General features: G+C 70.2%; 13 protein-coding genes and 1 pseudogene. 3 read left to right on the top strand and 11 right to left on the bottom strand.

From position 1 onward, the window contains the following. Nucleotides 1–241: 241 nt before the first annotated feature. Genes JNL41_RS06090 through JNL41_RS06080 form a run of 3 tightly spaced genes read left to right on the top strand, consistent with a single transcriptional unit; the run spans nt 242 to nt 1,395 of the window. A complete protein-coding gene (locus JNL41_RS06090; protein ID WP_293473384.1) occupies nt 242–1,009 on the top strand; it encodes a prolyl oligopeptidase family serine peptidase in 768 nt (255 codons plus the stop codon). A gap of 40 nt (nt 1,010–1,049) precedes the next feature. After that, nucleotides 1,050–1,202, top strand: a complete 153-nt coding sequence (locus JNL41_RS06085) for a hypothetical protein (protein ID WP_293473383.1) — start codon at nt 1,050–1,052, stop codon at nt 1,200–1,202. 7 nt (nt 1,203–1,209) lie between these two features. Further along, entirely contained in the window at nt 1,210–1,395 is a 186-nt protein-coding gene (locus JNL41_RS06080) for a DUF3606 domain-containing protein (RefSeq protein WP_293473382.1), read from the top strand. Between the two features lies 1 nt (nt 1,396). Here the strand turns inward: JNL41_RS06080 and JNL41_RS06075 are convergent. The 11 genes and pseudogenes from JNL41_RS06075 to JNL41_RS06025 all read right to left on the bottom strand — a co-directional run. Continuing rightward, nucleotides 1,397–1,699, bottom strand: a pseudogene (locus JNL41_RS06075) (multidrug efflux SMR transporter); the annotation flags it as partial. 20 nt (nt 1,700–1,719) lie between these two features. Continuing rightward, entirely contained in the window at nt 1,720–2,676 is a 957-nt protein-coding gene (locus JNL41_RS06070) for a bifunctional riboflavin kinase/FAD synthetase (protein WP_293473381.1), read from the bottom strand. Nucleotides 2,677–2,689: 13 nt separating this feature from the next. Continuing rightward, nucleotides 2,690–3,112 (bottom strand): MaoC family dehydratase, encoded by a 423-nt coding sequence (locus JNL41_RS06065; protein WP_293473380.1) that lies wholly within the window; start codon nt 3,110–3,112, stop codon nt 2,690–2,692. Nucleotides 3,113–3,191: 79 nt separating this feature from the next. Beyond that, entirely contained in the window at nt 3,192–4,052 is an 861-nt protein-coding gene (locus tag JNL41_RS06060) for a TIGR01459 family HAD-type hydrolase (protein WP_293473379.1), read from the bottom strand. Nucleotides 4,053–4,086: 34 nt separating this feature from the next. After that, entirely contained in the window at nt 4,087–5,412 is a 1,326-nt protein-coding gene (locus JNL41_RS06055; RefSeq protein WP_293473378.1) for an EAL domain-containing protein, read from the bottom strand. Between the two features lie 155 nt (nt 5,413–5,567). Beyond that, on the bottom strand, nt 5,568–5,990 hold the full coding sequence (locus JNL41_RS06050; protein ID WP_293473377.1) for a glyoxalase/bleomycin resistance/extradiol dioxygenase family protein: 423 nt from the start codon (nt 5,988–5,990) through the stop codon (nt 5,568–5,570). Between the two features lie 93 nt (nt 5,991–6,083). Beyond that, entirely contained in the window at nt 6,084–7,349 is a 1,266-nt protein-coding gene (locus JNL41_RS06045; RefSeq protein ID WP_293473376.1) for an RNA polymerase sigma factor, read from the bottom strand. Next, complete coding sequence (locus JNL41_RS06040) at nt 7,346–7,723, bottom strand: YciI family protein (RefSeq protein ID WP_293473375.1); 378 nt, start codon at nt 7,721–7,723, stop codon at nt 7,346–7,348. The genes JNL41_RS06045 and JNL41_RS06040 overlap by 4 nt, the downstream gene beginning before the upstream one ends. Nucleotides 7,724–7,817: 94 nt before the next feature. Next, nucleotides 7,818–8,696: a 3-hydroxybutyryl-CoA dehydrogenase gene (locus tag JNL41_RS06035; protein WP_293473374.1), complete on the bottom strand. Its 879-nt coding sequence runs from the start codon at nt 8,694–8,696 to the stop codon at nt 7,818–7,820. A gap of 227 nt (nt 8,697–8,923) precedes the next feature. Further along, nucleotides 8,924–9,868 carry an electron transfer flavoprotein subunit alpha/FixB family protein gene (locus JNL41_RS06030; protein WP_293473373.1) on the bottom strand — a complete coding sequence of 315 codons (945 nt, stop codon included), beginning with the start codon at nt 9,866–9,868 and terminating at the stop codon, nt 8,924–8,926. Beyond that, a complete protein-coding gene (locus tag JNL41_RS06025) occupies nt 9,869–10,615 on the bottom strand; it encodes an electron transfer flavoprotein subunit beta/FixA family protein (protein ID WP_293473372.1) in 747 nt (248 codons plus the stop codon). Nucleotides 10,616–10,729 lie beyond the last annotated feature (114 nt).

Genomic DNA, 10,729 nt, shown 5'->3' with positions numbered 1-10,729 from the left:
CGTCGTCGGCCATAACTCTGTCCGTTGGGTCCGGGTTCGTGGAGGTGCGGGGGTGAAACCCGGCGCGCGCTGGAAACTCGTCCGGCGGCGTCACGCCGGGCGGATAATTCGCGCGCTCTTCCGGACCGAAGTCATGGGCGGGCTCTAGCAGACACGGGCTGAGGCGTCATCCCCGCCCGTGGCCGGCCAGCTTGCCGCGCCCCGCCCAGCGGCTAAGTTTGCTCCAAACGGGAGCATGACGATGCGGTGGATCCTGGCGCTCATGGCGCTGTTCGTGCTGGCCGCGCCGCCGGCGTGGGCCGAGACCGGCTTCCTCGACCGGACGATCAGGGTCGACGGGCAGGACTACGCCTATCAGGTCTATGTGCCGCGCAAGCCAATCGCGGCGCCCAGGCCGATCATCCTGGCGCTGCACGGCGCGGGCGAGCGCGGCTCGGACGGGCTCTTCCAGACCGAGGTGGGGCTGGCCGGCGCGATCCGCCGCCATCCCGACCGCTGGCCGGCCATCGTGGTCCTGCCGCAGGCCCCGCTGAACCAGCTCTGGATGGGCGCGCCGGCCAAGGTGGCGATGGCGGCGCTGGCCGCCGCCGAGGCGGAGTTCAGGACCGACAGGAACCGGGTCTACCTTATGGGCCTCTCCATGGGCGGCAACGGGACCTGGCGGCTGGCCTACGAGAACCCGGACCGGTTTGCGGCCCTCGTGCCGGTCTGCGCCTTCGCAGGCTCCTTCCGCGGGCTGCCCCCGATCGCGCAGGGCGAAGACCCCTACGCCGCGCTCGCCGCGCGCATCTCCCGCGTGCCGACGTGGATCGTCCACGGCGACGCCGACGTCGTCGTGCCGGTCGATGAGTCCCGCAGGATGTTCGCCGCGCTGAAGGCCGCCGGCGCCGACGTCACCTACAAGGAGCTGCCCGGCGTGAACCACGACTCGTGGAACCCCGGCTTCGACGACGCGGCGCTGCCGGTGTGGCTGTTCCAGCAGCGCCGGGTCCCCGCCGCGGCGCGCTGAAAAGGTTGGCGGCGGCGCGTCCTCAGCCTACATCCGTCACATGGCCAGGAAACCGAACTACGACTTCGAGCGGCGCGAGCGCGAGCGGCTGAAGGCCCTCAAGGTCGCCGAGAAAGCCGCCGCCAAGAAGGAGGCGCGCGAGCGCGCCCGCACCGAAGGGGGCGATCCCCCCTCGCCGGCCGAAGACGACTGACGCGGCGATGGCGGGCCTGAAGGACAAGGGCGGCTTCTTCATCGACAAGGATCGCCTCGACCTCACCGAGCGCAAGGCGGTGGAGTACTGGATGAAGCGCTGGGGCGTGACCAGGGATCAGCTCACGGCCGCGCACCGCAAGGTCGGCCGCCTCACCAAGGACATCGCCGCCGAACTCGGCAAAAAGCGCTGAACTACGCCGACGGCGTCGTCAGGCGCAGGCCGATCGCGCCTGCCATGATCAGGGCGATGAAGCTGGCCTGCGCGACGCCCAGCCGCTCGTCGAAGGCGAAGACGCCGATGATCGCGGCCGCGGCGATGCCGACGCCGGCCCAGATGGCGTAGGCGACGCCCACCGGGATCGTCTTCAGCGCCGGCGCCAGCACCCAGAAGCAGCCGGTATAGAGCGCCATCGAGGCCACGCCCCAGGCCGCCTTCTCGAAGCCGTCCGACATCTTCAGGCAGAACGTGGCGACGACCTCCAGGGCGATCGCGGCGGCGAGATAGAGTCAGGCGCTCACGCGCCCAGCACCTTCCGCGCGTCGGCGGCGTCGCGCATCACCTGGCCGGTCATGATCTCGAGGCTGTCGAACTTCTCCTCCGGCCGCAGGAAGGCGACGAGGTCGGTCTCGATGACGCGGTCGTAGATGTCCTCGTCGAAGTCGAAGAGCCACACCTCCAGCAGCGGCCGGGTGACGCCATGCACCGTCGGGTTCACGCCGATGTTGGCGACGCCGGCGAACTCGCGCCCGTCCGAGAGGCGCGTGCGGGTCGCGTAGACCCCGAACCGCGGGGCGACGTAGTCGGCGAGATCCACGTTGGCGGTCGGGAAGCCCAGCTTGCGGCCCAGTTGCCGACCGCGCTGCACCGGACCTTCGATGGCGAACGGGCGGCCGAGGATCTCGGCGGCGACCTCGGGCTTGCCGTCACGCAGCGCCTGGCGCACCGCGGTCGAGGAATACTTGTCGCCTTCGCCCCCTTTGCTTCCGTTGGCGCCGACGGGATCGGCCACCGAGACGCCGAAGCCGAGTTCGGCGCCGTACTGGCGCATGGTCGCGGGCGTGCCGGTCCGGCCCTTTCCGAACGAGTTGTCGAAGCCCACCGCCACGTGCCGCGCGCCCAGGCCGTCGTGCAGCACCTTCGTCGCGAACTCGCGGTCGGTCATGCCGGCAAGCTCCGCGTCCAGCGGCAGGACGTAGAGGATGTCGACGTTCAGCTTCTCGAGCGCACGCGCCTGCTGGTCGGTCTTCATCAGCCGGAACGCCGGCTCGTCGGGCCGGAAATAGACGCGCGGGTGCGGGTCGAAGGTGATCACCCCCAGCGGCGCGCCCGCCTCGCCCGCGGCGCGGCCGGCCAGCTCGATCACCTGCTGGTGGCCTTTGTGGACGCCGTCGAAGCTGCCCATGGCGACCGCCGCCCCGCGGTCGTCGGGGGACAGGTCCTTCCAGCCGCGGATCACCCGGATGCGCTTCATGCGTCCCCGATTGTCACGCCGGGCGGCGGGGCGCAATCACCAGAGCTTCGCCGTCGATCACGGTCTTGCCGTTCACTTCGCAGACGGTGTCGAGGTTCACGTGCGCCCGGCCGTCGTCCAGCGCCTTGATCGTGACGCGCGCCACCACCAGGTCGCCGATCTTCACCGGCCGGCGGAACCGCAGCGACTGCGACAGGTAGATCGCGCCCGCGCCCGGCAGCTTGTTGGCGATCAGCCCTGAGATGAACGAGGCCGAGAGCATGCCGTGGGCGATGCGCTCCCCGAACGTCGTGGTCCTGGCGTAGGCCTCGTCCAGGTGCAGCGGATTGTGATCGCCCGACACCGCAGCGAACGCCTGGATGTCGGCCAGGCCCACCACCCGGCTGGTCTCCGCGGTCTGGCCGACCGTCAGTTCGTCGAAATAGAAACCCTGCACAGCTTCGCCCCCTCAAGCTCCGCGTGGCGCCCCTGCCGCCGGACCGATCCGTGTCGCCGGTCCTTGCGGCATACGCAGTTCACCACTCCATATCGGCGATCACCCAGTTCGCCTTCAGACCTTCTTGCCGCAGGAGGTCGTCGACCACCACGCGATCGAGTCCCTCCGGGCCGACGGCCTCGCCGCCATGTATTCCATTGGCGACGAAGAGAATGTCCAGCCCGCGGGCGTTGGCGCCGCGGATGTCCGTGGGCAGTCCGTCGCCCACGCAGAGCACGCGGGCCGTGTCGACCGGCCGCGCGATCTCGGCTTCGGCCGCCTTCAGCGCCATCTGGTAGATCGGCGGGTAGGGCTTGCCGGCCATGACCGCGCGCCCTCCGAGGCTCTCGTAGAGCTGCGCCAGCGCGCCGCCGCAGTAGATCAGCCGATCGCCCCGCTGCACCACGATGTCCGGGTTGGCGCAGATGAGGTCGAGGCCGCGCGCGACGCAGGTCTCGAAGCGTTCGCGGTAATCGGCCGGCTCGTCGGTCTCGTCGTCGTAGGGGCCGGTCACGCAGATGAAGTCGGCGTCTTCGGGGCTTCCATCGCCGAGGCCCAGGCCGTCGTACAGCACCTCGTCGCGGTCGGGCCCGATCTTCCAGACCCTGCCGCCGCGCTGCGCCAGCAGTTCGCGCGTGGCGTCCCCCGAGGTGATCAGCCTGGTCCACGCCGTCCGCGGCACGCCCAGCGAATCCATCTGCTCCACGATCGGCGGGTGCGGCCGGGGCGCGTTGGAGATCAGGATCACCGGCCCCACCTCGGCGCGGAACCGCGCCAGCGCCTCGCATGCCGCCGGGAAGCTCTCGCGGCCGTTGTGGATCACCCCCCACACGTCGCACAGCAGGACGTCGTATCGGGGCGCGAGGTCGCGGAGCCCGGAAATCGGCGTGGGGGAGGTCATGCGCGGCGGCGGTTACGTGCCGCCGCGCCTGCGGTCAAGCCGCCCGCCGCGCGATGCGTTCGATGCCGCGCAGCGTGGCGGCCGCGGGCGCGACCTGCACGGGCGGGGCGGCCGGCGCGGGGGCCGCCGGCGCGGCGGTGGCGGCCGGCGCGGTGGAGGCTTCGGCCAGGACGTCGCTCTTGATCGCGCGGGGCTGGCCGAACAGGTGGCCCTGGGCCAACTGGATGTCGAGGTCGAGCAGGTCGACCACCTGCCGCTCGTTCTCCACCTTCTCGGCCACGAGGTCGACGCCGTAGCGGCGCAGCAGGAGCGCGAAGTCCTCGGCCGCCAGGTCCGGCATCGAGCGCAGGACCAGCCGGCCCTCCACCTCGGTCAGCTCGTCCAGCAGCGCCTGGGCGCCGACCTTCAGGAACTTCACGTCCGAGCGGCCGAGATCCGCGAGGTCGACGTCGAGGTTCGTCACCTTGTCGATGGAGAAGCGGAAGCCCAGGTCGGCGAGGCGGGCCATGTTGCGGGCCTGCACGCCGTTTCGGGTCTCGAACGGCTGCTGGCCGATCTCGAAGACCAGCGCCGGAGAGAGGTCGCGGTTGGCGCGCAGCAGGTCGAGGAACTGGGGGAAGAACTCCTCGTCGCCCAGGCTCGCCATCGAGATGTTGCAGAAGATGCCCACGCGGCGGTCCTGCCGCGCCAGGCGCCGCACGATCTGCACGCAGCGGAACAGCAGCAGGTTGTCGATGGCGGTGACGAGGCCCGCGGGCTCGGCGACGCTCAGGTACTCGGCCGGCAGGATCACCCGGCCCGACGCGTCGCGCAGGCGCGAATAGCTTTCGTAGAACACGGTCTTGCGCTGCGGGATCGCCATGACCGGCTGCAGGTAGAGGTCGACGCGGTTCTCGGTGAGCGCGTCCTTCACCACGTCCAGCAGGCCCATCGGCCGCGGGGCCCCGGCGGCGGCGCGCATGTCCTGGTCAGGCGCCGCGAGATAGGGCCGCTCGTCGAAACGCTGGCCCAGGCGGCCGACCAGCTCCTCCAGCATGTGGACCTCGCTGGAGAGCTCGGCGCCGCGGGTCAGGTCGGCCTCGACGGCGCGGGCGACATCGGTCACGCGGCCGTCGATGCGCACCACTTGGTCCAGCAGGATCCTGTGGGCGTCGCGGACGGCTTCGACCTCGCCGCGGATCTCGCGCATCTCCAGGAACCGCATCACCATGCCGTGCGAGGCCAGGCAGAGGCCGAAGGCCCCCAGGAACGACGAGATCGCCGCGCCGCCGCCCAGGCCGTTGCGCCACAGGGTGAGCGCCACGATCAGCGACAGGCACAGGTAGGTCGCGCAGAGAAGCGTAAGCGTAAGCCGCCGCATGGAACCCCGTCCGAATCACCCGGAGTATCCGCTGCGGACTCCGGCTCAGTCGAATTCATTAACCATGCGGCGGGTTCGGGTTTGGTTAACGCCGAATCGGGAAGGGCGCGCGCGGGGCCTGCGCGCCACGCAGCCACAGCGCGCCCAGGCGAAGCTCAGGCGGTCGGCTGGTTGAAGGCCCAGACGACGCCGAACGGGTCCGTCACCTGGCCCCAGGTGTCGCCCCAGAACATGACCTGCGGCTCCACGCCGGGCGTACAGCCGGCGGCCACCGCGCGGTCGAACCACGCGCGGCAGTCGTCGACCATGAGCTGCATGGTGAAGGCGGCGGGCGCCTGCACGGCGTGGCCCTGCTCGGGATAGAAGTCGCCCAGCATCACCGACGAGCCGTTGATGTAGAGGTGGATGTGCATGGTGCGGCCCTGCTCGTCGGCCGGGTACGCCCACACGGGCTCGGCGGCGAAGGCCTTCTCGTAGAACGCCGCGGCCTTCGTGGCGCCGTCGATCGCGAGGTAGGCGACGACGCCGCCCCTGGTCTCGACTTTCGGCATGACGGGGACTTCGAGGGCTTCGGACATCTCAGGAACTCCAGGGTTGGCGTCTGCCAGAGGACGCACGATCCTGAGGCCTTCCGACAGAAGCGGGAGATTAATTCGGCGAGCGGCTCCGCTTCAGCGCGCGCCCGTCGCCGGGGCCGGATGGTCGGCCATCAGGCGGTCGAGATGCTGGCGGATGTGGGCGGCCTCGGCGGCGGTGTTGGCGAGTGCGATGGCGCGGTCGAAGGCGGCCCTGGCCTCGGCGTGGCGGCCGAGTTCGAGGTTGAGCGCGCCCTTCAGGCCGTGGAAGTGGAAGTAGCCGGCGAGGCGGTCCTCCAGCGGCGCGATCATCTCCAGCGCCGCCTCGGGGCCCCGGACCTTCGAGACCGCGACGGCGCGGTTCAGCGTCACGACGGGCGAGGGCGTCAGGCGCTCCAGGCTGGCGTAGAGGGCGTCGATCTGCGGCCAGTCGGTGTCGGCGGGCGCGGCGGCCCGGGCGTGCAGCGCGGCGATCGCGGCCTGCACCTGGTAGGCGCCTGGCCGGCGATGGCGCATCGCCTTGTCGATCAGGGCCAGGCCCTCGTTGATCCGCTTGCGGTCCCAGAGGCCGCGGTCCTGGTCGTCCAGCAGCACGACCTGGCCTTCGGCGTCGAACCGCGCCGGCGTCCGCGCGTGCTGGATCAGCATCAGCGCCAGGAGGCCCATGATCTCGGGCTCGGTCTGGAAGAGCCGCAGCAGCAGACGGGTCAGGCGGATCGCCTCGTCGCAGAGTTGCGCCCGCTCGGGGTTGTCGCCGGCCGAGTAGCCTTCGTTGAAGACGAGGTAGAGCATGGCCGCGACCGCCGCGAGCCGCTCCGACCGCTGGACTGCGCCCGGCGTCTCGAACGCGACCTCGCCGCCGGCCACCTCGCGCTTCGCCCGCGTGATCCGCTGTTCCATGGCCGCTTCCGAAACCAGGAAGGCGCGGGCGATCTGCTTCACAGACAGGCCCGAGACGATCCGCAGCGCGAGCGCGATCTGCTGCGTCGCCGGCAGGTCGGGATGGCAGCAGATGAAGAGCAGCCGCAGGACGTCGTCGCGGTAGTCGCCCGCGTCGATGCGCTCGGCGGCGCGCTCCTCCTGGTCGCCCAGGTCGGAGAGCACCTCCTCGGACGGCAGTTCCGTGTTGCGCGAGCGCTTGCGCACCCCGTCCAGCGCGGCGTTGCGGCCGACCATGATCAGCCACGCAGCCGGGTCGCGCGGCGGCCCGTTCGCCGGCCAGTTCTTCAGCGCGCGCAGGCAGGCGTCCTGGAACGCCTCCTCGGCGGTGTCGAGGTCGCGGAAGTAGCGGAGCAGCGCGCCCACCGCCTGGGGCCGCGCGGCGGTGATCGCCGCGCTGATCCAGGCGAGGTCGGCGCTCATGCCGGCACGCGCAGGTCCGCGCCGGCGTTGTAGAGCGCGAGTGGCCGGATCTCGTAGGAGCCGCCCGGGTTGGCCTCGCCCAGTTCCCTGGCCACCGCGACGGCCTCGTCGAGGTTCGCGACATCGACGATGTAGAAGCCCAGCAACTGCTCCTTCGTCTCGGCGAAGGGGCCGTCGATGATCAGCGGCGGGTCGCTCTTGCGCAGCGTCGTCGCCGCAGTGGTCGGCAGGAGCCGCAGGGACGGACCGAGCTTGCCCTTGCGCTCCAGCTTGCCGCGCACGACGGCGAGCCGGCCCATGACCTCGTCCTCCTGCGCCTTGTCCCAGGCCCAGACCGTGTCTTCGTCGTTGTAGCAGAGCAGGGCGTAGAGCATGGCGGCACTCCTCGTTCAGTCCCAGGACGGACGAGGATAGGTCGGGCCGACAGGGCGCCGCAATTTTCCCTCCCCATCGAGGGCGGGGAAGCGCCTACCGCGTCGGGACGGGCTTGTCGCCGCGGTAGTCGTAGAAGCCGCGGCCCGACTTGCGGCCCAGCCAGCCGGCCTCGACGTACTTCACCAGCAGCGGGCAGGGGCGGTACTTCGAGTCCGCCAGGCCCTCGTAGAGCACGTTCATGATCGACAGCACGGTGTCGAGGCCGATGAAGTCGCCCAGCTCGAGCGGGCCCATCGGGTGGTTGGCGCCCAGCCGCAGCGCCGTGTCGATGGCGTCGACCGTGCCGACCCCCTCGTACAGCGTGTAGATCGCCTCGTTGATCATCGGCACCAGCACGCGGTTCACGATGAAGGCCGGGAAGTCCTCGGCGTTGGAGGTGGTCTTGCCCAGCGACTGGGCGAAGCTGACGGCGGTCTCGTAGGTGTCGGCGTCGGTGGCGATGCCGCGGATGATCTCGACCAGCTTCATGACCGGCGCGGGGTTCATGAAGTGCAGGCCGATGAACTTGCCCGGGCGGTCCGTGGCCGAGGCCAGGCGGGTGATCGAGATCGACGAGGTGTTCGAGGCGAGCAGGGTGTCGGCGCCCAGGTGCGGCTGCAGCGCCTTGAAGATGGTCTTCTTGGTCTCTTCGTTCTCGGTCGCGGCCTCGATCGCGAGGTCCGCGCCGCCGATGGTCTGCAGCTCCTTGGCCGGCTTGATGCGCGCGACCGCCGCTTCCATCGCCGTGTGCTCGATGACGCCGCGGGCGACCTGGCGGCTCAGGTTTTTCTCGATGAGCGCGATGCCCTGGTCGATCCGCTCCTGGCTCACGTCGTGCAGCAGGACGTCGTAGCCGCCGAGCGCCACCACATGCGCGATGCCGGTGCCCATCTGGCCGGCGCCGATGATGCCGACCTTCTTGATGCCAACCATGTAGACGAGGCCTTCGATGCCCGGGCGCCGGGCGCGCCCTTCTGGAGAGGCGACTTTCTAACACGTGTATGGCGCGGCGCGGCAAGAGCTTTGCTGCGTCGCAAAATCGATCCTTCGGTATGCGTGTCTTTCGGGTCCGCCGCGCCGCGGCCGGCCCGCGGCCGGCTCAATCGAAAAGGGCGGACCTCGCGGCCCGCCCTTCGAGTCCTTCGGCCGGCTGACCGGCCCTACTTCCCGGCGGCGGTCAGCGCGCTCATCAGCTCGGGGACCGCGCCCTTGTAGTCGGCGACGAGCCCGAAGTCGGCGACCTGGAAGATCGGCGCGTCGGGGTCCTTGTTGATCGCGACGATCACCTTGGAGTCCTTCATGCCGGCCAGGTGCTGGATGGCGCCCGAGATGCCGATGGCGACGTAGAGTTCCGGCGCCACGACCTTGCCGGTCTGGCCGACCTGATAGTCGTTCGGCGCGTAGCCGGCGTCCACCGCGGCGCGGCTGGCGCCCACGGCGGCGCCCAGCTTGTCAGCGAGCGGCTCGATGACCTTCTGGAACTCTTCGGCCGAGCCCATGGCGCGGCCGCCCGAGACCACGATCTTGGCGGCGCCCAGCTCGGGGCGGGCCGACTTGACGATCTTCTGGTCGACGAACTTGGTCTTCGCCGGCGCGCCCGGGGGCGAGACGCTCTCGACCTTGGCCGATCCGCCTTCCGCCGCCGCCTTGAAGGCGGTGGGGCGCACCGTCAGAACCTTCTTGGCGTCGCCCGACTGCACCGTCTCCATGGCGTTGCCGGCATAGATGGGGTGGGTGAAGGTGTCGGCCGAGACGACCTCGGTCACGTCCGAGATCTGCGCCACGTCCAGCTTCGCCGCGACGCGGGGGCTGAAGTTCTTACCCTGCGAGGTGGCCGGGGTCAGGATGGCGTCGTACCCGGGGGCGAGACCCACGATCAGGTCGGCGACCGCTTCCGCCAGGCCCTGGCCCAGCTCGGCGCTTTCCGCCGTCAGCACCTTGCGCACGCCGGCGATCTTGGCCGCATCGGCCGCGATCGCCGCGGTGTTCGTGCCGGCCACCAGGATGTCGACGTCGCCGCCGATGCCTTGCGCGGCCGTCACCACCTTGTGCGTGTTGTCCTTGAGGGTCGCGTTGTCGTGGTCCGCGATGACGAGAACGGCCATTTAGAGGACCCCCGCAGTCTTGAGGTTCGAGACGAGGTCGGCGGCGGTCTCCACCTTGATCCCGGCCGACCGCTTGGCCGGCTCGGTGACCTTCACGACCTTGAGGCGCGGCGCGGTGTCGACGCCGAGCGAGCCCAGCTCCTTCACGTCGAGCGGCTTTTTCTTCGCCTTCATGATGTTGGGCAGCGATGCGTAGCGCGGCTCGTTGAGGCGCAGGTCCGCGGTCACCACCGCCGGCAGCGTCACGTCGATGGTCTGCAGGCCGCCGTCGACTTCGCGGGTCACGGTGGCCTTGCCGCCGCCGATCGCCACTTCCGAGGCGAAGGTCGCCTGCGGCCAGTCCAGCAGCGCCGAGAGCATCTGGCCCACGGCGTTGTTGTCGCCGTCGATCGCCTGCTTGCCCATCAGCACCAGCTCGGGGCTCTCCTCGCCGATCACCGCCTTCAGGACCTTAGCCACCGCCAGCGGCTCCAGGTCCTGGTCGGTCTGCACCAGGATCGCGCGGTCCGCGCCCATGGCGAGCGCGGTGCGGAGCGTCTCCTGCGCCTGCGCCGGGCCCACCGACACGGCGACGACCTCGGTGGCCGCGCCCTTCTCCTTGAGACGGACGGCCTCTTCGACCGCGATCTCGCAGAACGGATTCATCGACATCTTGACGTTCGCGAGGTCGACACCCGTCTGATCGGCCTTCACGCGGGCCTTGACGTTGTAGTCGATCACCCGCTTGACCGGGACCAACACCTTCATCGGTTGCTAGCGCCTCAAATTGTTCGCGGAAAAGCAATAAGCGGGTGGCTGATACCCGTTCCTCTGAGCTTTGCAAGTGCGGCGGGCGCAGTTCTGCCGCGGCGCACAAAACTA

The organism is Phenylobacterium sp. (assembly GCF_016793285.1).
GTDB lineage: Bacteria > Pseudomonadota > Alphaproteobacteria > Caulobacterales > Caulobacteraceae > Phenylobacterium.
The sequence above is the reverse complement of the archived record's forward strand: the minus strand, read 5'-3'. Positions and strand labels throughout refer to the sequence as shown.

Bases quoted from the DNA above. Each gene is read 5' to 3' on its own strand.
- JNL41_RS06090 (WP_293473384.1), top strand. From the start codon at position 242: ATGCGGTGGATCCTGGCGCTCATGGCGCTGTTCGTGCTGGCCGCGCCG.
- JNL41_RS06085 (WP_293473383.1), top strand. From the start codon at position 1,050: ATGGCCAGGAAACCGAACTACGACTTCGAGCGGCGCGAGCGCGAGCGG.
- JNL41_RS06080 (WP_293473382.1), top strand. From the start codon at position 1,210: ATGGCGGGCCTGAAGGACAAGGGCGGCTTCTTCATCGACAAGGATCGC.
- JNL41_RS06070 (WP_293473381.1), bottom strand. From the start codon at position 2,676: ATGAAGCGCATCCGGGTGATCCGCGGCTGGAAGGACCTGTCCCCCGAC.
- JNL41_RS06060 (WP_293473379.1), bottom strand. From the start codon at position 4,052: ATGACCTCCCCCACGCCGATTTCCGGGCTCCGCGACCTCGCGCCCCGA.
- JNL41_RS06055 (WP_293473378.1), bottom strand. From the start codon at position 5,412: ATGCGGCGGCTTACGCTTACGCTTCTCTGCGCGACCTACCTGTGCCTG.
- JNL41_RS06050 (WP_293473377.1), bottom strand. From the start codon at position 5,990: ATGTCCGAAGCCCTCGAAGTCCCCGTCATGCCGAAAGTCGAGACCAGG.
- JNL41_RS06045 (WP_293473376.1), bottom strand. From the start codon at position 7,349: ATGAGCGCCGACCTCGCCTGGATCAGCGCGGCGATCACCGCCGCGCGG.
- JNL41_RS06040 (WP_293473375.1), bottom strand. From the start codon at position 7,723: ATGCTCTACGCCCTGCTCTGCTACAACGACGAAGACACGGTCTGGGCC.
- JNL41_RS06035 (WP_293473374.1), bottom strand. From the start codon at position 8,696: ATGGTTGGCATCAAGAAGGTCGGCATCATCGGCGCCGGCCAGATGGGC.
- JNL41_RS06030 (WP_293473373.1), bottom strand. From the start codon at position 9,868: ATGGCCGTTCTCGTCATCGCGGACCACGACAACGCGACCCTCAAGGAC.
- JNL41_RS06025 (WP_293473372.1), bottom strand. From the start codon at position 10,615: ATGAAGGTGTTGGTCCCGGTCAAGCGGGTGATCGACTACAACGTCAAG.